The sequence below is a fragment of the Pedobacter sp. SAFR-022 genome (assembly GCF_051965375.1).
In the GTDB taxonomy this organism is placed as follows: domain Bacteria; phylum Bacteroidota; class Bacteroidia; order Sphingobacteriales; family Sphingobacteriaceae; genus Pedobacter.
In genome coordinates, this window is the sequence record NZ_JBQCME010000001.1 from 1,019,608 (window position 1) to 1,039,571 (window position 19,964).

The following is a 19,964-nucleotide window of genomic DNA, read 5'->3' on the forward strand; positions in this document are numbered from 1 at the left end:
TATGGTTAAAAAATTCCTGTTCGTACTGCTAAGTGTAGGATTGTTACACTTTGGGGCTTTTGCACAAACGACTCGCAATTACATTGAAGAAAACCTTCCATTGGCGCAGCAACTGATGCGCGAGAACAACATTCCAGCCAGCATTATCCTGGGCATTGCCATACATGAATCCGCAGCTGGGACCAGCAAAATTGCCCGCTACCTGAACAACCATTTCGGCGTTAAAGGCCAAAATAACAGCAAAAAGATTCGCTCCTCCTATAAAGGCTACTCCAGCGTTGAAGATTCCTACCATCATTTCATAGACTTTTTGCAAAGTCGTACGGCATTCAGTAATTTGTTCGCCAAATACGGCGGCAGCGACTATGCAAGTTGGGCAAAAGGGATACAAAAGGGCGGCTACGCACATAGCAAGGTCTGGTCTGCGCAAGTGATTGCTTTGATTAAAAAGTATGAATTGTTTAAGTACGACAATGACCCTGAGGCCAGCATGCGCATGCTGGGTCCCGTTGCACCATTAACCAAGAAACTAAAACCCGCGCCGGTAAGAAAAGTGAAATTGATCAATGAAAAATAGAATTCTACTATTATTGCTGGCCGTAGCATTTTTTTCGGCTTGTAAAACTGCCAAATACAGCCGCAACAACCGCCAGATTGAACGTAATGCTACAAAGGGCAAGGGGGAAATTCCTTCGTATACGACATTAAGCTATATCGATAAGTTCAAAGACGTAGCCATTGAAGAGATGAATGCCTATGGTATTCCTGCAAGTATCACGCTTGCACAGGGTATCCTTGAATCTGGAAGCGGCAACAGTACCCTGGCTAAATTCGCAAATAACCATTTCGGCGTTAAAGTAACTTCAGACTGGAAAGGTAAAGGATACTACAAGGATGATGATAAAAGGAATGACTGTTTCCGTGTGTATAATGATGCCCGCGAGTCTTATAAAGATCATTCTGAATTCTTAAAGCGCAAGCGCTACAGTGCTTTGTTTGAGCTGGATAAAAACGATTACAAGAACTGGGCATACGGCCTGAAACAGGCTGGTTATGCCACCAATCCGAAATATCCGGACTTGCTCATTAACCTGATTGAGAAATACAGGCTGTATGAGTACGACCAACCGGAGACGGAAGCGCAGAAGTTGAGACGTGAGGATCGCGTGTTTACGGAAATCAATGCGAACATCCCACAGGAAAAGAAGAAGTTTACGCCAGTTAGCGTGCCACCTTCACAAAAGGTGATTACCGAATCGCAGGTGATCGAGAAAGTTGCTCCGGCAACGGCGTCATCAGCAAGACCGACCGTCCCCGCAGCCCTGAATACCTCTACGACGGTGATTGATGGCAAGTATTACATGGTAACCAAAGGAGATACGTTGTACAACATCTCTAAACGTTTTAACCTGACGGTAGAGGAGCTTCAGTCGATGAATACCTTGCTTGATGAGGGTATAAAAATCGGGCAAAAGCTGCAGGTCGTTAAATAATGTTAAACTGCCGCAGGCATCTGGCGGATCATGTAATTTTGCATTAATGAAGTTTTACTGTTCCCTGCTCCTGCTACTGTTGTGCTCCGGATTATACGCCCAGAAGAAACCTGTACAGGGCTTTGTGATTGATAAAGACAGTAAACAGCGGCTTGCCAAAGTTTACATCTATAACTCGAGAACAGACCAGGGGCTATACAATAATACCAAAGGAGAGTTTTCTACGCAAGCGATGCTTGGCGACACCTTGTTCGCTGCATTGCAGGGCTATGCCGTGGATACGTTGATCTACAATGGGCAAAATTCGGTCTTCTTCCAGTTGCACCCGTTATTTATCCGTCTTAAAGAGGTTGCCATTGTAGGCAGTAAACCAATAACACCCGAAGAGCAGTATAAAAAAACACAGCAGGAATACAAATATGCAACCTCCCGTGGAAGTTCCAAAGACCTACTGAACCTGGGTTCCAGAGGTGTAGGCTTAGGCATCGATGCCATCTACAACCTGTTAAGCAAAAAAGGCAAAAATGCCAGACACCTGCAGGAAATTCTGGAGAGGGATTATAAGGAACAGCTCATCGACTTCAAGTTTAAACCCGAGTATGTACAGCAGGTCCTGGGGATTAAGGAACCTGAACTAACGGATTTCATGCAGCAGTACCGACCGAGCTACACCTTTGTGCTAAGCGCATCGGAGTATGCTTTTATCGTTTACCTTCGGAACAGTTATGCCGCTTACAAACGGAATCCCAAGGCCTTGAGGTTACAAACTTTACCCAATGTGAAGATAGACCAGCTTTAAAAAATTGGCTTTAAACTTTTTTAAAGCGACATTTTTGGTTTTCTTTGTAATAATGAAGGGCTTGTATATTGGTTTAATCTTCTTACTTACGTTGGCCTCCGGGTTAAAGGCACAGGAAATCGATACCGTTCCAATTAACACCAATGATTTAAATCTTCGCCTGAAACGCAGTCCACTGCCATCCAGGGTGGGTAACATTGAATACAAACCCGTTCAACTTACGCCAGTTGTCATTGATGCCAAAGTAAATTACTGGAATACACGCACCTCCGTGGGTATTAACCTGAACCAGGCGGCTTTCAGTAACAACTGGACCGGTGGAGGTGTAAATTCTTTGGCCCTCACCGGATTAATCAACCACAGAGCAGAATACAGTCGGGAGGGTTATAGCTACGTTTCGGAAGTAATTCTGAACTACGGGAAGGTGCGCAACAAGAACCAGTCGGAAAAGAAAACCGTTGACCGTATTTTCTGGGATAATAAGGCCGCCATTCAGTTATCTAAAAACTGGTACTTCTTCGGATCGCTAAGTTTTGAATCCCAGTTTGATGAAGGTTATCGTTTTTTCGACGATGGGAGCGGCAATGAACAACGAAACCTCCTTTCCAGATTCATGTCACCAGGCTATTTAACCGAGTCTATCGGTTTTGAGTATAAGCCAAGCAAGTACTTTTCTACGAGGATCGGTACCGGTACGGCAAGGCAGACCTTTGTACTGGACACCAGCCTGGTAAGAATAAACGCAGCAGCCGGGAATTCAGGCTTTAACAATTACGGTGTGCCTGCTGGTGCTACCTTCAAAAATGAACTGGCATTTCAAGTAGTATCAAACTTTGATAAGGAAGTTGCCAAAAACCTAAACCTCAAAGCGAGATACATGGTGTTCATTCCATACGATCAGCTGGATTATACCAACCACCGTCTGGATGTGGAGCTACGTGCCAAAGTGAACAAATTCATGAACGTAACCGTTACCGGCGTGGGCTTGTACGACAAGAATACGACAGACAAGATCCAGGCAAGTCAGACCCTTGCCCTGGGTATGGTATTCGTATTCCCGAGATAATTACTTCTTTTTGTGCTTTCTGAGGTCGAGATAATCTACATAGTAGAGCATCTTGATGGATAGACTGTTATTCTGTGGCCCGGAGAGGATATAATCCAGATTTCTGAAATACCGCTTGGTCAGGAAGCTGTCGTTGGTTTCTGACAGCTTTTTATAGGTGATACTAAGCTCACTTCCAGGTGCGAATTGCCAGGTATAGATCAGGTCTATGTTAAAGACATTGTAGTTCCGGTCGGTGTTTTGCAGTTCGGGTCCGTTGTAGTCTGCTAATCTGCCATCGGACTGAAGGTTGTAGAAAGTCTTATTTCTTCTATCCGACCAGTAGTGTCTCGCCCTAAGATTGATGCCCATTTTATTGGTAAAGTTGTATTTGGCATCTATGGCATTCTCTATGGTGTTGCGATCGTATCTGGAGAAAACACTCTGATCGCCATTGAAGGTTACCCAACTTACGAAATCATAACTTGGCGAGTAACTGAAGTCGGTTCCAAAGCTCAACCGGTCGCTAAGCCTGAAGTTCTGATAGAAATATAGATCGTACATCTTTGCATCAAACATGGTCCGTGTACTGTAGCCAAGATAGCCGCCGGCATTGTAGGCTTTGGCGCGGTTCGAGTTGAGGTACATCTGTATGGTGAAAGCGCCAGGGCTTTTATACAGTCCCCCGTTTCTAGACTCATAGAAGTCATTGCCTTTGGCAGTCCAATTGGCATAAATCTCCGCAGACCACAGGTTCTTGAACTGCACGTAAGGACCTGTTTCCAGCACCAGATTCTGGTATGCTGCAGGTTTATACCGCCTGGAGTAGTTCAGGGACATGAAGGTAGCGATCTTGTAGTACCACTTGCCTGGCTTGTAGATGTTGTAATGGATGGTTCCGTTTTGATCGAGGAAGTTATTGTTGGTGAAGAAACCCATATCGGAAGAATCAAATAGCCGGTCGGCAAAACGCTGACGGTAGCTCCAGGTGAAGTTTCCGCTTTGCTTACCCGTCTCCAGGTCATAGTAGTAGCCGCTACGCTGATCTTTATCGGAATTCGCCGTGATATAGCTCATCTTGCCGGCTCCGTTGAAGTAATATTCGTTTTTTTTGTCGTTTAAATTGAAGAGTATCGCGGTGACATTGGCATCATAAGCACTTCCCTGACGAAGCACATTGGTGTTGATCAGACTTATGGCACTATTGTTTTTGAGGTTCTGATCCAGCACGAACACGTTATAGTTGGTTAAGGGCTGGCTCTCGATTTCCCTTTTGTTGCCTTGTTCATCTTCAACCACTGCATTCATGGCATTGGTTACAGCATTGAACACACCGATACCGAGGCCTTTGGCCGTACGTCCGGATACCTTGGTGGCATTAATGACCTTACTTTCCAGCGGCGATTTGATGACGGTTTCACCTTGTTGGAGTTGCCCGCTCAGGTCTTTGAAATAGCTGGGTGAAACGCCGATACGACGGCTGTAGAACAGATCGCCTTTGTTGAATAACTCTGTGCCTTCGGTAAAGAAGGACCTGTTTTCATTGAATTTAACTTCAAAAGGCGTAAGGTTCAGGATGCGGTTATCGGATTGTACCTGGCCGAAATCTGGAATCAAGGTCATATCCAGTGTAAAGCTGTTACTAATTCCATATTTTACGTCCATACCTCCGTTGAAAGAGGTGGTGGTGTTCTTTACGCCGGGTACGTTGTTTGGATAGTGGTTAATCAGTGCCGAGACATAGGGTGAAAAGGACAGGCGAAGGGGCGCTTTAATGTTCTGCAGGCCCACCATGGTACCACTCTGGTTCAGCAGACCATTCACTTTCGGATCAACGAAATTCCAGAAGGTCTGTGAGTTTTCCATCGCGCGTTTGCGGATAAAGTTGATGCCCCAGTTCTGAATATCCTTGCTGGAGAAACGTAATGCGGAATAAGGGATCTTGATCTCGGCTGTCCAGCCCTGTTCATCCAGTTTCACTTCACTTTCCCATACGGCATTCCAGTTTTCATCTTCACCGCCTACCTGGGAGTATTTTGCGTCGAATTGCGAGCCTGCGGCAGTGACAATAAAGCCGTTTCCGTTAATGCGATCGAGGTAGGTGTCCAGGAACACGCCGAAGAAATCGGCATTACCGATCTGATCGCGGGATACCAGTTCGTGTGCGATGCTGTCTGGTTTGGCGAACATGCGGGCGGCCAGGTAGATTGCGTTATCATCATATAAGACCTTCACTTCCGTACGACGTTCTGCAGATTCAACTCGTCCTGGTATAGGGTTATTCTCAATAAAGCCAGTTACCATTGGAGCATCTTTCCAGACCTCATCATCTAGAATGCCGTCTATTTTAGGGCTGGCAGTGGTTCGCCTTGCGGGCAGTTTCTTTTCAGCAGCCGGTATTTGGGCAGAAAGGGTAAAGGAGAGAAAGACAAGGAACAGTCCTGGAACGAGCGATTTCATTTAAATGATTTCCCATAGGACTGCATCGGAATAGGAATGTTGCACGAATGTTCTATTTTTTTCGGACTAATTGCAATATCAACCCTGGCTTTGCCGTTCCGCATCTTACTAAGCCTTTCGGGATATTGCCACATTCATGGCCAGTAAGTGTTCGAAATCCGATGCTTGCTGCCGATACTGTCAATAAAAGATAAATGGGTGTAAAGCATTTACGCTCAAAAATTAATAACTTTGAGGCTACAAAAAAATTTAACAATAAGCATTAAAAGAGATGTTTGAGAATTTACAGGATAAGTTAGATCGTGCATTTAAAGTTTTAAAAGGTCAGGGAAGTATTTCGGAGATCAACGTGGCAGAGACCATGAAAGAGATCCGCAAGGCCTTGCTTGATGCCGATGTAAATTACAAAACAGCCAAGAATTTTACTGACGAGGTTAAAGAGAAAGCCCTGGGTTTAAATGTACTTACAGCGGTTTCTCCGGGTCAGTTGCTTACCAAGGTAATGAACGATGAGCTTACAGCCCTTATGGGTGGTGAGGTTACCGATCTTGATCTAAAGAACAATCCAACCATTATATTAATTGCCGGTCTGAACGGTGCGGGTAAAACCACCTTTTCGGGTAAACTGGCGAACTTCCTGAAGAGCAAAGGTAAAAAGCCGCTATTGGTTGCTGGTGACGTGTACCGTCCTGCAGCGATCGATCAACTTCAGATCCTTGGTGAGCAGATCGGGGTTCCGGTATTTGCTAACCTGGAGTTTAAAGATCCGGTGGGCATTGCTTTAGAAGGTATTGCGGAAGGTAAAAAGAACAACAATAACGTGATCATCATCGATACCGCCGGTCGTTTGGCGATTGATGAGGAGATGATGAACGAGATTGCTGCAGTAAAAGCACAGACTAAGCCGCACGAGATCTTATTCGTAGTGGATGCAATGACTGGTCAGGATGCGGTGAACACGGCTAAAGCGTTTAACGATCGCCTTGATTTTACTGGTGTTGTTTTGACCAAACTTGACGGTGATACCCGCGGTGGTGCAGCACTTTCGATTAAATCGGTCGTGAATAAGCCAATCAAATTCATTGGTACCGGTGAGAAAATGGAGGCACTTGACGTGTTCTATCCAGACCGTATGGCTTCCAGGATCCTGGGTATGGGTGACGTGGTATCCCTTGTGGAACGTGCACAGCAGCAGTTTGACGAGAAAGAAGCTGCGGAACTACAGAAAAAGATCCGTAAGAATAAGTTCGACTTCAACGATTTCTACAACCAGATTCAGCAAATCAAGAAGATGGGTAACATGAAGGACTTGATGGGTATGATCCCCGGCGTTGGAAAGATGATGAAAAACGTAGAGATCGAGGATGATGCTTTCAAGAACATTGAAGCGATTATTCAGTCGATGACCAAATACGAAAGAGAGAATCCGGATGCCATTCAGCAGAGCAGACGTTTACGTATTGCGAAAGGTTCTGGTAACAAGGTTGAAGAGGTTACCAAGCTGATTAAGCAGTTTGAAGACATGCGTAAAGTGATGAAGCAGTTTTCAAATCCTGCTGCAGCAGCTAAAATGATGCGCGGCATGCCGAAGATGCCACAAGGCAAGTTCTAAGTATTTTAAAATATATTACAACGGCGCTTCCAGGTTGGAGTAAACTGGCATATACTAAGAGAAGTATATGCTTGTTAAAACCTTTGGAAGCGCCGTTTTTGGTGTAGATGCACTGACCATTACCATTGAAGTAAGTATCGGGGGCGGCAATAAGTACCATATTGTAGGCCTGCCGGATAATGCCATCAAGGAAAGCCTGCGCCGGATCGAAAGCGCCATTCAGACCACCGGCCTTCGGATGCCGCGGCAAAAGATCGTGGTTAATCTTGCACCCGCAGATATCAGGAAGGAAGGTTCGGCCTACGACCTGCCGATCGCCATTGGTATTCTAGCCGCCTCAGGACAACTTGAGGATCGTCTGCTTGCAGATTACTTTATCATGGGAGAACTTAGCTTAGATGGCGGCTTACAGCCGATAAAAGGCGCATTACCAATCTCCATACAGGCTCGAGCTTCGGGCTTTAAAGGTTTCATTTTACCGAAGGATAATTCACGCGAAGCAGCAATCGTATCTGAACTGGATGTTTATGGCATGAAAACGCTGGGCGAGGTCATTGATTTCTTCAACGGCAAACAGCAGTTTAAGCCGGTTATCGTAAATACCCGAGATGAGTTTTACCACAATGTGAGTAGCTATGAACAGGATTTCGCGGATGTAAAAGGCCAGCAGAATATTAAACGGGCGCTGGAGATTGCGGCGGCAGGTGGGCATAATTTGATCCTGATTGGCCCTCCCGGTGCGGGGAAGACCATGCTTGCGAAAAGGTTGCCCACCATTTTACCGCCTTTAAACCTGCAGGAAGCCTTAGAAACAACAAAGATCCATTCGGTAGCAGGTAAGTTAAATGCGCTGGATGCTTTAATGACCGAGCGCCCCTATCGCAGTCCGCACCACACGATTTCTGATATGGCACTGGTGGGTGGTGGCGTGAACCCGCAGCCCGGAGAGATCTCGCTGGCGCATAACGGCGTGCTTTTTCTGGATGAGCTGCCGGAATTTAAACGTTCGGTATTGGAAGTGATGCGTCAGCCTTTAGAGGATCGGCAGGTGACGATCTCCAGGGCGCGCCTGAGCGTGGCTTATCCAGCCAGTTTCATGCTCATCGCTTCGATGAATCCATGTCCATGTGGGTTTTATAATCATCCGGAGAAGGAATGTATCTGCGGGCCTGGTATTGTACAGAAGTATCTGAGTAAGATTTCCGGGCCATTGCTGGACCGGATAGACCTGCATGTGGAGGTTACCCCGGTGAACTTCAATGAGCTGGCTTCGATGCAGACCGCGGAGAAGAGTGCTGTGATCCGCGAACGGGTGATGAGTGCACGGACCTTTCAGGACAGGCGCTTTGAGCAGCTTCAAGGCATCCATTACAATGCCCAGATGAGCCCAAACATGGTGCGCAACATCTGCGACATCAATGATGCGGGCAGAAGCCTGATCAAGCGTGCTATGGAGAAGTTGGGCCTGTCTGCCAGGGCCTACGACCGCATTCTAAAGGTCTCTAGGACCATTGCAGATCTTGCGGGTAGTGAGAAGATTGAACTGGAACATCTGGCAGAAGCCATTCACTACCGCAGCCTGGACCGGGAGCGCTGGACGGGTTAGGGTTTCTGGTTGAGCTTAGTACTCTTCATCGTCGAAGAGGTCTTCGTCTTCTTCTTCTTCCTCCTCCTCTTTGTATTCGGAAATTTCCTTTCCAATAAGGTTTACCTCTTCATTGGGCTCAAACTGTGGTAATGCTGTTTCGTCATCCAGCTTAAGCCACTGATTTTCCTCATCTTTCTGGATCTGCATGTATTCTTTTCCGCCTTTGTAGATCACGTATGTATCATTTCCTTCAGGGAAAACGGCGTAGTGCGTATTTGCGACAATGATATCAAATGGTTGTTGCATAATGCTGTTCTCGTTAATTATTGTTCGCTGTTCTTTAGTTGCAGCATAAATTCTATAAACTTCTTGTGCCCGTAATTAGCCGCACCTTCTTCATTGAAACTGATTCGACCTTTTTTGTCGAATACGATGGTCGTAGGCAGACTCCCTTTGAAAAGCTGTTCCGGAATGTTACTGGCTACCTCATAAACAGGCATGCTGTATTTCTTTTTTTGCATAAACTGTTGTGCTTCGGGCAATTTACTATCCGCATCTACCAGCAGGAACACAAAGTCAGGATCTGCTGCAAACTGCGTATGAAGCTTCTGGATTGAGGGCATCTCGGCCAGGCATGGCGGGCACCAGGTTGCCCAAAAGTTCAGGAACACAACCTTACCTTTCAAATTGCCTAGGTCAACGACCTTGCCATTGATATCCTTGAAGCGAATGCCGCTCAGGTCCACTGCCGGCGCTAACCGTTGTTCAGCTGTTACGGCTGATGTGCCGGGTTTGAAAAGCCCAATCTCCATTAACCCACGCAGCATAAAAGCCTTTGCAGAAGGCACAAAAACCATCAGCAACACGAAGCATAACAGCAGCATGTTGAAGTAGTGTTTCTTTAAAAAAGCTGTATTGAACATAGCGCAGATTTTCTTTCAAATATACCAATTAATGTAAAGGTCAGGCGGCCTCCTGCCCTCAAAACCATCCCTGAAGATCAATTGAAATGTAAAATTAAAACCAGTATGAGGTTTTATTGTTTAATATCCATCTAACTAATTGTCTGTCTATGAAAGAGGAAGAATATTTCCAGGTCGCGCCTGGGATTTGGGGAATGCGAATCGTGTTTGTGAACATATACATGGTCGAAACCGGTGATAAAGAGTGGGTGCTTATCGATGCAGGTTTACAAGGAAGTGGCGGTCGCATCAAGCGGATGGCAGCCTCTTTATTCGGCGAAGATGTACCTCCAAAAGCGATTATACTTACCCACGGGCACTTTGACCATGTGGGCGCCATACATGACCTGCTCTCGACCTGGAAAGTGCAGGTTTATGCGCATTTTTACGAGATGCCCTACCTCACGGGCCATTCCTCTTATCCACCCCCAGATTCAACTGTCGGAGGCGGTATGATGAGCTCCATGGCCTTCCTATACCCTAAGAAGCCTATAAATCTGGGCACCAGGATCCATGCCCTTTCGAAAGAAGGCACGATTCCGAATATGCCTGACTGGATGTATATACACACACCCGGCCATACGCCAGGGCATATTTCGCTATACCGCGGCCGTGACAAGGTGCTTATCGCCGGTGATGCGTTTGTGACGACAAAACAGGAGTCTGTGATGTCGATCATTTCACAACGTAAGGAAATCAGTGGACCACCGAAGTACTTTACACCAAACTGGCTTGCCGCGGCGCTTTCTGTGAAAAAGCTCCGGGACCTGCGTCCTGAAGTGGCTGCAACGGGTCATGGAATGCCAATGTACGGCGCAGAATTGATTGCCGGATTAGATAACCTGGTGAACAACTTCAAAGAGGTGGCCATACCAAGCAGCGGCCGTTACGTGAAAGAACCGGCCAAAACAAACAAACAAGGTGTACAGCACCTGCCACCTGCACCATTGAGTAAAACATTACTGGTAGCTGTGGTGGCACTTTCTGCTGTGGTGGCATTCAGCATCGTGAGAAAAGCCAAACGAGGATATTAAAACCTATGAAACATATCCCTAAATGCAAAAGGCCCCATAATGGGGCCTTTGCTATAGTTAAAACGTACTAAAAACTTCATTTGCTTTAAGGTTTAGACGCAGAACCTGCGTTTAAACCTGTCGTTACGACTTAGATCAACTCCACGCTTCTGCTAACGAACTCTGTTAACTCTGCACCGGTCAACATGCCTTGAGCAAGTAAAGCAAGATCTACGGCTTGTTTGGCAAGCTTAGCCTGGGCGTCTGCATCTTCGGTCTGAAGAATACGGCTTACCAGCTTGTGATTACCGTTGATCGCTACTTTGTAGTTGTCCGGCATACTTCCGTAAAAGCCCATACCGCCACCCATAGCAGCCATATCTTTCATCCTGCGCATAAATTCATCCATGGTTACCGTGACTGGTAACTCCTCTGGGTTTAATGCTACAATCTCCACGTTATAGCCTGGCTTGCTGATTGCCTTTTCGAATACTTCCTTAACGGTTTTCGACTGCTCTTCAGTCAATACAGACTCTAAGTTTTCATCTTTTTCAATTAGCTTGCTTGCAACGCTAGAGTCAACACGTTTTAGAGAAGTTTTCTCCAATTTCTGCTCTAAAGAATTGATGAAGTGATTGTCGATCGGAGAATCCATTACCAGCACATCATAATCCTTCTTGTTGGCTGATTGGATGAAACTATCCTGTTTCGCAGGGTCGTTACTGTATATCAAAACAACCTGACCATTTTTGTCGGTTTGAAGGTCTTTTACCTTCTCTTTGTATTCCTCAATAGTGTAGTTTTCTTTCTTGGTATTGGTTAGCAAGGCGAAGTCTTTTGCTTTATCGTAGAACTTTTCTTCACTCACCATTCCATATTTCACGAATAAACCAATGTCAGACCACTTCTCTTCATAACCTTTACGGTCTTTATTGAATAGCTCTGCCAGCTTATCTGCTACCTTTTTGGTGATGTAGCTATTGATCTTCTTCACGTTGCTATCTGCTTGCAGGAAGCTTCTGGAAACGTTCAGCGGAATATCCGGCGAGTCAATTACCCCATGTAACAACATCAAGAACTCAGGTACGATGTCTTTCACTTCATCGGTAATGAACACCTGACGGGAGAATAATTTGATCTTATTGCGTTGCAGATCAAAATCGTTCTTCACCTTAGGGAAATACAATACCCCTGTCAGGTTGAACGGATAATCTACATTCAGGTGGATCCAGAATAATGGATCTTCAGAAAAAGGATAAAGTTGTTTGTAGAAATCCAGGTAATCCTGATCTGACAAATCTGCAGGAGCTTTAGTCCAGATCGGGTTGGTGGTATTGATGATCTTATCTACCTCAACAGGTTTAGTCTTCGGTTTACCTTCTTCATCTTCACCATCTGGTTCCTGTACGGTTGTGGTACCAAACTTAATTGGAACAGGCAGGAATTTACCATATTTATCAAGGATTTCTTCAAGTTTATGCTTGCTTAAGAACTCCTCAGACTCCGCATTGATGTGCAGGATAATGTCTGTACCGCGTGTGGTTCTGCTGCCTTCAGAGATCTCGTAGGTTGTACTTCCGTCACAAACCCATTTCGCTGCTTCAGCACCGTCCTGGTATGACAAGGTTTGAATCTCCACAAGGTCTGCCACCATAAACGCAGAATAGAAACCTAAACCAAATTTACCGATGATCTCATTGGCATCTTTAGCGTCTTTAAATTTCTCCACGAATTCACTTGCACCGGAAAAAGCCACCTGGTTGATGTATTTTTTGATCTCCTCAGCAGTCATACCCAAACCATTATCACTAATGGTGATGGTTTTTTTCTCCTCGTCAACTGCAACTTCTACAAGTGGGTTGCCCAACTCGCCGTTGTATTGACCAAGTGCTGCCAATCGTTTAATCTTTTGCACTGCATCAACCGCATTCGAAACCAATTCACGCAAAAAGATCTCATTGTCTGAATACAGGAATTTCTTAATGATCGGGAAAATGTTTTCGGTGTGTATGGAAATGTTTCCTTTTTCTTCTATGCTCATAATAAATTAATGGTTTTAATAACCCGAGCATATCAAGCCTTGTTCCAATCTGTGAAATTGTCAATTTGACAGGCATATTGCGAAACAACAAATCACATTGATGGCTTTATCCTTATCTTTGAACCTTAATGGAATACAACGTACACACCCTGCCGAATGGCATCAGATTACTCCATGTACCCAGCGCATCCGCGATTTCGCATGCCTGCATCCTGATCAACAGCGGATCCAGGGATGAAGCAGCACACGAATCCGGCCTGGCGCACTTTATTGAGCATTTAGTATTTAAACGCACCGAAAAAAGAAGCACTAACCAGATCCTGAACCGGCTGGAAAGTGTGGGTGCCGACCTGAACGCTTACACCACCAAAGAATATACCTGCATCCATGCCTCCTTCCTGAACCCTTATCTGGATCGTACGCTGGAGCTGTTCAATGATATCATGTTTCATTCCACCTTCCCGGAGGGAGAACTGGAGAAAGAAAAAGGGGTCATCCTGGATGAGATTGCTTCGTATCTGGACCAACCTGAAGAAGCCATTTACGATGATTTTGAAGATTTGGTATTTGCCGGCCACCCGCTTGGAAGAAACATCCTGGGGACTACGGAGTCTGTTTCCAAGCTCTCCCGGACCGACATTCAGGCCTTCATGGCCAGAAACTACCATACCGACAAAATGGTGATTGCTGTACTGGGCAACTATTCGCTCAACAAGCTGATCAAAACCGGTGCGAAGTATTACGAAGGCATTCCTGCAAACCCGTACAAAGCCAACCGCAAAGCGCCAGAAAAGGCTAAGACCGTCGATATCGTGTCAGAGAAACCAATCTCCCAGGCCCACGTGGTTTTAGGCTGTCAGGCTTACGATCTGCATCATCCATACAAAACAGGCTTGCTCCTACTCAATAACATCATTGGCGGCACGGGCATGAGCTCTATTCTAAACCTGCAGATCAGGGAGAAGTATGGCATTGCCTATACCATCGAAACGGGTTACAGCCCACTCAGCGATACCGGCATTTTCACGCTCTACTTTGGCACAGACAAAGAAAAACTGGACCGGGCAAGAACATTGATCTATAAAGAATTTAAGAAGTTCAGGGAAAACCCAATGACCGAAGTACAGCTGCAGCGAGCGAAGAACAAATACATTGGGCAGATTGCATTGGGTGAGGAAAACCGGATTGGCTTGATCATTTCCATGGCAAAAAGCCTGATGGATTACAACCAGATCGATAGCCTTGAAACCGTATTCGCGAAAATCCAGGCGGTGACCACACACGATATGGCAGAAATCGCCAATGAAATGTTGGCGGAAAATAATCTTAGCGGCCTAACTTTTTATCCTTTAAGCTAATATTCGTACTTTTGTACGCGCAATAAGCGGCACCAATGGCCTTTTGCCTTAGTGTTACCAGTTGCGATCATCTAAAAAAGAAACACCAATGAAATTACCTATTGTTGCTTACGGCGATCCTGTTTTAAGGAAAGTTTGTACAGAAATTGACGAAAACTATCCTGACTTACAGCAGCTGATCTCGAATATGTTCGAAACCATGTATGCTGCAAGTGGTGTTGGGCTGGCTGCACCGCAGGTAAATCTTCCTATACGTTTATTCATCGTGGATACCGGCGAAGATGAAAACGGCAATCCAGGTTACAAGAAAGTATTCATTAACGCTAAGATCATTGAAGAAACCGGCGAACCATGGGCTTTTAATGAAGGTTGTTTAAGTATTCCGGATATCCGTGAAGACGTTTATCGTAAACCAAACATCCGTATCACCTATTACGACGAGAACTGGGCTTTCCATGAGGAAGAAGTAACCGGCATGCCTGCAAGGGTGATCCAGCACGAGTACGACCATATCGAAGGGAAACTATTTACCGACACACTAGGCCTGTTACGTAAAAGAATGCTGAAATCTAAGTTTGATGCGATTTCTAAAGGCAATGTGCGTACAGACTACAAAATGCGCTTTCCGCAGCAAAAGAAAGGACGTTAACACCGCAGCTACACGCTGCTGCAGTCATAGCGTTTTAATCATCTGAACGCCTGCTACGATCACCATTGTTGATCATTTGCATCAGCTTACCCCATGCAAATGGGTTCAGTAGCGGGTTGGTCTGCGTCATATTCTTATTCAATGCACGATCATGGTTCAGACGCCAGTTGATGCCGGAGATCTCTCCCGCATCCCTGGAAAGCGTCTGGATCATGCCATTGATGCTCTCTCCAGACAAGTTCTTCCGGGCAATCTCATAATCATCATCCGCAATTTTCATGGCCATAAAGTCCTTGGTAAACTCTTCCACGGTTGCCCATGGTGATACCTGAACGGTACGCAGATAAACGATCTCCGCCTTCATTTTCACCATCTGCGTGAACTTATTCTCCGTAATATCTTCGGGAATGGTAAGCTCAACCTTGGAAAAGCCTACTGCCGAAAACTGAAGAATATCCCCCGGATGGGCAATGAAGGAGAAATAACCTTTATAATTTGCAGAAAAGCTCTGCTTGGTCGAAACATTGGTAATGGTGACATAGGGCACCACAAGGTTGCTGTCTACGTCTGTAATAATCCCCGAATACTGAATCAGTCTTTTTTCAGCTGCTTGCTGCTGCGCAGAAGCACTAAGGGAAAAAACAAGAATAAACAGGGATAAAATATACTTCATACACAAAAGTACTTCGAATAACGATCCTATATCGTTAAAATATGTTAAATGCTTTAGGCAGGTTCTGCCAGGTTAATGGCTTGAACGCCAGTAATCTCAGGTACAGCTTTCATGATGGCCTGCTCAATGCCGGCTTTCATGGTCATGAAGCTCATTTTGCAGGAGCCACAGTTACCAAGCAACTTCAATTTAACAACATTATCTGCCGTAATCTCTTCTATTGCCACATCGCCACCATCTGCAATTAAATAGGGACGAATGGTATCCAATGCCTGCTCCACTTGTTCGGTTAGATTCATTATTACTTGAATTAAAAATTAAACTTACTAAAAATTTAGGAATTTGCAGTCACGCCATTGTTGATTGATACCTGTTGTGCCACACGGCCGGCAATCTCAGCAAAGACTGCGGCAAGTGGACTTTCCGGGTTCAATGCAATTGGCGCGCCGTTATCTCCAGCTTCCGTGATGCTCTGCACGATCGGAATTTCGCCTAAAAATGGCACTTCAAAGCCTGAAGCCAGCGCTTTACCACCGTTCCTGCCAAAGATGTAATACTTATTGTCTGGCAGCTCTGCAGGGGTAAAATAAGCCATGTTCTCTATAACGCCCAGAATTGGGATATTGATACCCGGCATTCGGAACATCTGCAATCCTTTGCGGGTATCTGCCAGTGCAACCTTCTGCGGCGTCGTTACAATCACAGCACCTGCAATTGGGAAGCTCTGTGTAATGGTGATGTGAATATCGCCGGTGCCCGGAGGCAAATCCACCACCAGGTAATCCAGCTCACCCCAATCCGCATCGTTGAACAACTGTTTGATCGCGTTTGAAGCCATTGGACCACGCCATGGCACAGGCTGGTTTGGATCAGCAAAGAAACCTAAAGACAGCAGCTTGATGCCGTATTTCTCAATCGGTAAGATCAAGGTCTTACCATCTGCCGTTTCACGGGCATTTGGTTTAGCGTCAATCAGGCCGAACATCGTAGGTACCGATGGGCCATAGATATCTGCATCGATCAGGCCGACTTTCGCCCCGTCAGCACCCAAAGCAATCGCAAGATTGCTGGCCACGGTAGACTTTCCAACCCCACCTTTGCCAGAAGAAACCAAAATGATGTTTTTGATGTTATTCAATTGTGAGGTATCCATCGGCTTGGTTACTCTCGACGTGATGTTAATTGAAATGTTTGCCGATGCATCTACAAAGTGCTTTATCGCATTCGTACAGGCATTTTTCAGCATGTCCTTCATTGGGCAGGCCGGGGTAGTAAGCTCCAGGGTAAAGCTGATGTTTTTATCTTCGATCTTTAGATCCTTAATCATGTTCAGGGTCACCAGGTCTTTTTTAAGATCGGGATCTTCTACATTTCTTAAGGCTGCTAAAACTTGTTCGTTGCTGATTATCATTACCCAAAATTAACAAAACATGGACACAATAGATTGATATAAGCCGTATTAACTGTAATTTTAACACGAAATAAACATTTGCAATTTGCGTTTGAGCAATAACCACCAAGAAAAAACATGCAATTTCCAAAAATAAACATCCCCAAAAAATACATTAGAATTGGCGCTTGGGTTTTAGGTATATTTCTGGTAATCTGCATGGTCACAGGCGCTATCGCCTATGGTAAACGGGAAGCTTTACTGAAGAAGATGGTTGCCAGAGCAATCAATAAAGCGAAGGTAGACTACAACCTGGATGTGAAGATCGGCAGCGCCGGATTCAGCGGTCTCAGCACCGTACACATGACCGATATCTCCGTGGTCCCTCAGGACCGCGACACCCTGACCACCATTTCCGACATGACCATTGGCGTAAAGCTGATGCCCTTACTGGTGGGCAATGTAAAACTTGCAGAACTGGGGCTGGATTCCGGCACCATAAACATCGTGGTTAAAGACTCCCTGACCAACCTCGACTTCATCCTGAAGCGGAAGAAAAAGGACACGGTAAGCACAGGCAAAATGAACCTGGCCGACCTGGCGCATAACCTGCTCAACCAGATGTTGTATAAAATACCTGACGATATGCAGATCAAGAACCTGATGCTGCGGGTGAATGACAACGATACCGCGAAACTCAGCTTCCTGACCACGGAGGCAACCATCGTAGACGGGGCACTAAAATCTAATATCCTGGTTAACGGAAACGAGGCCACCTGGCACCTGAACGGCTTGCTGGAACCTGCTGACAAGCAGATGGACGTCACATTCTTTGCCGACAACAAGAAGGTAGAACTTGCCTATCTGAACAACAAACTTAAAGCGCAGCTGAGTTTTGACACCGTAAGAACACAGCTTAAAAAGGCAGCATACAAAGGTGATGCATACAAGATCACTGGCTCCTGGGCCGTGAAAAACCTGCTGGTAAATCATCCTGCCATCGCATCCAATGACATCGTAGTACCCAATGCTTCCCTGGATGCAGACCTGCTGGTAGGCGAAAATTATGTGGCACTAGACAGCACTTCGACCATTTTCCTACAGAAAGCATCAATACACCCCTACCTCAAATACACCCTTTCGCCGCATAAAATCTACGAGTTGAAGATGCATACCGAGCAACAGGATGCACAAACCTTCCTCAATGCCCTACCACAAGGCATGTTCGAGTCTTTGGAAGGTTTACAGGTTTCCGGCCAGGTGAAGTACGACATGAACTTCTACCTGGACACCAAACAGCCAGACAGCGTACAATTCAACTCCACCCTTACACCCAAGGATCTGAAGATCCTGAAATGGGGTACCACAAACCTGCAGCGCATCAACGAACCTTTCGTTTATACGCCTTACGAATATGGAAAGCCAATGCGGAACATCACCATTGGTCCTTCTAACCCGAACTTTACCTCTTTAAACCAAATCTCCAACAACTTCAAGAATGCCGTGTTAACGGCAGAAGACCCCTCGTTCTTCAAACATAAAGGCTTTGTAGAGGAGTCTATAAGGAAGTCTATCGCGGTAAACTTCAAAGAGAACCGCTTTGTGCGTGGTGGAAGTACCATCTCCATGCAGCTGGTGAAAAACGTATTCCTTAGCCGTCAGAAAACCCTTGCACGTAAGGTGGAAGAGATCCTGATCGTATGGCTGATTGAGAACAACCGCCTGATCTCCAAAAACCGGATGCTGGAAGTTTACTTCAACATCATCGAAATGGGTCAGAACATCTACGGTATTGGCGAAGCTTCCAGACACTACTTCGGCAAATCACCAGCAGACCTGAGTGTCGGCGAAGGTATTTTCCTTGCTAACATTGTTCCAAGACCAAAGATCGCCATGTTTAAATTCTATGGCGATGGTACCCTGAAGCCATACCTGAGGGGATATTTCAGGTTCCTGGGCAACATTATGGCACGTCGCGGCCTAACACCGTCGGATACGAGCAGCTATGGCTTCTACAATGTAAGATTACGGGAGGGCTTAAGACAATACTTGCTTCCAGACACCATTGAGGTGGATACCACGGTCTTTGACAACGAGGATGATGCACTGCCAGTAATCAATACGCAGGATGAATCTAAAAACCTGTTCGACCGCCTATTTGGCCGGGCGAAAAAAGACACTGCTACGGTAAAACCTGCGCAGCAGGATACCACCAAGACCAGAAAGCAGCTTCGGGAAGAGCGCCGCGAAAGGCGCCGATTAGAAAGAGAGCTTGAAAAAGCAAAAAAAGACGATTGATCCAAAGAAACATGAACAACATACAGATCGCTGATAAGGAATTTGAGATCTTCCTGGAGCATGAAAACATTAATAAACGTACAAGACTGCTGGGCATACAGATCAATGTAGATTATGAAAACCGCTGCCCGGTATTCATCGGCGTACTCAATGGCAGTATTCTGTTTATCGCAGACCTGCTTAAAGAACTGAACATCTCCTGCGAAGTAGAATTCATCAAATTATCCTCCTACCAAGGCGGATTGGCCAGTACGGGTAATGTGAAAGAGATCTTTGGATTACCAAGTAACCTGCATAACCGCGATGTGATCATTGTTGAAGACATCGTAGATACCGGTCGCACCATTAAACACATCATTGAAAAACTTCAGGAGCAAGATCCCGCTTCCATCAAAGTATGCTCACTGCTGTTTAAACCATCAGCCCTGCTGGAGCCGATCAAGGAGCTGGAATATGTAGGGTTTGAAATCCCGAATGAGTTCGTGGTTGGTTTCGGTTTAGACTATAATGGCCTTGGACGGAATTTAAAAGACATTTACCGCGCCGCAGATACAGTTACTTTACCTCAATCTTAAATATTTTT

At 45.6% G+C, this 19,964-nt stretch carries 18 protein-coding genes; 11 read left to right on the plus strand and 7 right to left on the minus strand.

Annotated features, from left to right (window positions below; translation table 11 throughout):
• The first annotated feature begins 1 nt into the window (after position 1).
• The 4 genes from ACTHQF_RS04375 to ACTHQF_RS04390 are packed head-to-tail and all read left to right on the plus strand — an operon-like array spanning position 2 to position 3,358.
• The gene (locus tag ACTHQF_RS04375) at positions 2 to 577 is read left to right on the plus strand and encodes a glucosaminidase domain-containing protein (RefSeq protein ID WP_440428659.1); all 576 of its coding nucleotides are present in this window, start codon (positions 2 to 4) and stop codon (positions 575 to 577) included.
• A complete protein-coding gene (locus ACTHQF_RS04380; protein ID WP_440428661.1) occupies positions 567 to 1,493 on the plus strand; it encodes a glucosaminidase domain-containing protein in 927 nt (308 codons plus the stop codon). The genes ACTHQF_RS04375 and ACTHQF_RS04380 overlap by 11 nt, the downstream gene beginning before the upstream one ends.
• A gap of 46 nt (positions 1,494 to 1,539) precedes the next feature.
• Positions 1,540 to 2,292, plus strand: a complete 753-nt coding sequence (locus ACTHQF_RS04385) for a hypothetical protein (protein WP_440428662.1) — start codon at positions 1,540 to 1,542, stop codon at positions 2,290 to 2,292.
• Positions 2,293 to 2,344: 52 nt separating this feature from the next.
• Positions 2,345 to 3,358: a DUF3078 domain-containing protein gene (locus tag ACTHQF_RS04390; RefSeq protein WP_440428664.1), complete on the plus strand. Its 1,014-nt coding sequence runs from the start codon at positions 2,345 to 2,347 to the stop codon at positions 3,356 to 3,358.
• Here the strand turns inward: ACTHQF_RS04390 and ACTHQF_RS04395 are convergent, their stop codons facing one another.
• Positions 3,359 to 5,797, minus strand: a complete 2,439-nt coding sequence (locus ACTHQF_RS04395; protein ID WP_440428665.1) for a DUF5916 domain-containing protein — start codon at positions 5,795 to 5,797, stop codon at positions 3,359 to 3,361.
• A 271-nt stretch (positions 5,798 to 6,068) separates the two neighbouring features.
• Between ACTHQF_RS04395 and ffh the strand changes: the two genes are divergently transcribed.
• Positions 6,069 to 7,409 (plus strand): signal recognition particle protein, encoded by a 1,341-nt coding sequence (gene ffh, locus ACTHQF_RS04400; RefSeq protein WP_440428667.1) that lies wholly within the window; start codon positions 6,069 to 6,071, stop codon positions 7,407 to 7,409.
• Between the two features lie 67 nt (positions 7,410 to 7,476).
• On the plus strand, positions 7,477 to 9,015 hold the full coding sequence (locus ACTHQF_RS04405) for a YifB family Mg chelatase-like AAA ATPase (protein WP_440428669.1): 1,539 nt from the start codon (positions 7,477 to 7,479) through the stop codon (positions 9,013 to 9,015).
• Between the two features lie 15 nt (positions 9,016 to 9,030).
• Here the strand turns inward: ACTHQF_RS04405 and ACTHQF_RS04410 are convergent, their stop codons facing one another.
• Together ACTHQF_RS04410 and ACTHQF_RS04415 are read right to left on the minus strand one after the other, a co-directional pair.
• Positions 9,031 to 9,303 carry a hypothetical protein gene (locus ACTHQF_RS04410; RefSeq protein WP_440428671.1) on the minus strand — a complete coding sequence of 91 codons (273 nt, stop codon included), beginning with the start codon at positions 9,301 to 9,303 and terminating at the stop codon, positions 9,031 to 9,033.
• A 17-nt stretch (positions 9,304 to 9,320) separates the two neighbouring features.
• Positions 9,321 to 9,920 carry a TlpA family protein disulfide reductase gene (locus ACTHQF_RS04415; protein ID WP_440428673.1) on the minus strand — a complete coding sequence of 200 codons (600 nt, stop codon included), beginning with the start codon at positions 9,918 to 9,920 and terminating at the stop codon, positions 9,321 to 9,323.
• Positions 9,921 to 10,069: 149 nt separating this feature from the next.
• Here ACTHQF_RS04415 and ACTHQF_RS04420 point away from each other — a divergent pair, with 149 nt between their 5' ends.
• Entirely contained in the window at positions 10,070 to 10,993 is a 924-nt protein-coding gene (locus ACTHQF_RS04420; RefSeq protein WP_440428675.1) for an MBL fold metallo-hydrolase, read from the plus strand.
• A 130-nt stretch (positions 10,994 to 11,123) separates the two neighbouring features.
• Here ACTHQF_RS04420 and htpG read toward each other — a convergent pair whose 3' ends face one another.
• Positions 11,124 to 13,013 (minus strand): molecular chaperone HtpG, encoded by a 1,890-nt coding sequence (htpG, locus tag ACTHQF_RS04425; RefSeq protein WP_440428677.1) that lies wholly within the window; start codon positions 13,011 to 13,013, stop codon positions 11,124 to 11,126.
• 128 nt (positions 13,014 to 13,141) lie between these two features.
• Here htpG and ACTHQF_RS04430 point away from each other — a divergent pair, with 128 nt between their 5' ends.
• Positions 13,142 to 14,371 (plus strand): M16 family metallopeptidase, encoded by a 1,230-nt coding sequence (locus ACTHQF_RS04430; RefSeq protein WP_440428679.1) that lies wholly within the window; start codon positions 13,142 to 13,144, stop codon positions 14,369 to 14,371.
• Positions 14,372 to 14,459: 88 nt separating this feature from the next.
• Positions 14,460 to 15,020 (plus strand): peptide deformylase, encoded by a 561-nt coding sequence (def, locus tag ACTHQF_RS04435; protein ID WP_440428681.1) that lies wholly within the window; start codon positions 14,460 to 14,462, stop codon positions 15,018 to 15,020.
• Positions 15,021 to 15,054: 34 nt separating this feature from the next.
• Here the strand turns inward: def and ACTHQF_RS04440 are convergent, their stop codons facing one another.
• Genes ACTHQF_RS04440 through ACTHQF_RS04450 form a run of 3 tightly spaced genes read right to left on the minus strand, consistent with a single transcriptional unit; the run spans position 15,055 to position 17,104 of the window.
• Positions 15,055 to 15,693 carry a hypothetical protein gene (locus ACTHQF_RS04440; protein ID WP_440428683.1) on the minus strand — a complete coding sequence of 213 codons (639 nt, stop codon included), beginning with the start codon at positions 15,691 to 15,693 and terminating at the stop codon, positions 15,055 to 15,057.
• A gap of 53 nt (positions 15,694 to 15,746) precedes the next feature.
• Positions 15,747 to 15,992, minus strand: a complete 246-nt coding sequence (locus ACTHQF_RS04445) for a NifU family protein (protein WP_440428684.1) — start codon at positions 15,990 to 15,992, stop codon at positions 15,747 to 15,749.
• A gap of 35 nt (positions 15,993 to 16,027) precedes the next feature.
• Positions 16,028 to 17,104, minus strand: a complete 1,077-nt coding sequence (locus tag ACTHQF_RS04450; RefSeq protein WP_440428685.1) for an Mrp/NBP35 family ATP-binding protein — start codon at positions 17,102 to 17,104, stop codon at positions 16,028 to 16,030.
• A gap of 117 nt (positions 17,105 to 17,221) precedes the next feature.
• Here ACTHQF_RS04450 and ACTHQF_RS04455 point away from each other — a divergent pair, with 117 nt between their 5' ends.
• Both ACTHQF_RS04455 and hpt read left to right on the plus strand, forming a co-directional pair.
• On the plus strand, positions 17,222 to 19,381 hold the full coding sequence (locus ACTHQF_RS04455) for a transglycosylase domain-containing protein (protein WP_440428686.1): 2,160 nt from the start codon (positions 17,222 to 17,224) through the stop codon (positions 19,379 to 19,381).
• A gap of 11 nt (positions 19,382 to 19,392) precedes the next feature.
• Positions 19,393 to 19,956, plus strand: coding sequence for a hypoxanthine phosphoribosyltransferase (hpt, locus tag ACTHQF_RS04460; protein WP_440428687.1), 564 nt, complete (start codon positions 19,393 to 19,395; stop codon positions 19,954 to 19,956).
• The last annotated feature ends 8 nt before the right edge of the window (positions 19,957 to 19,964 follow it).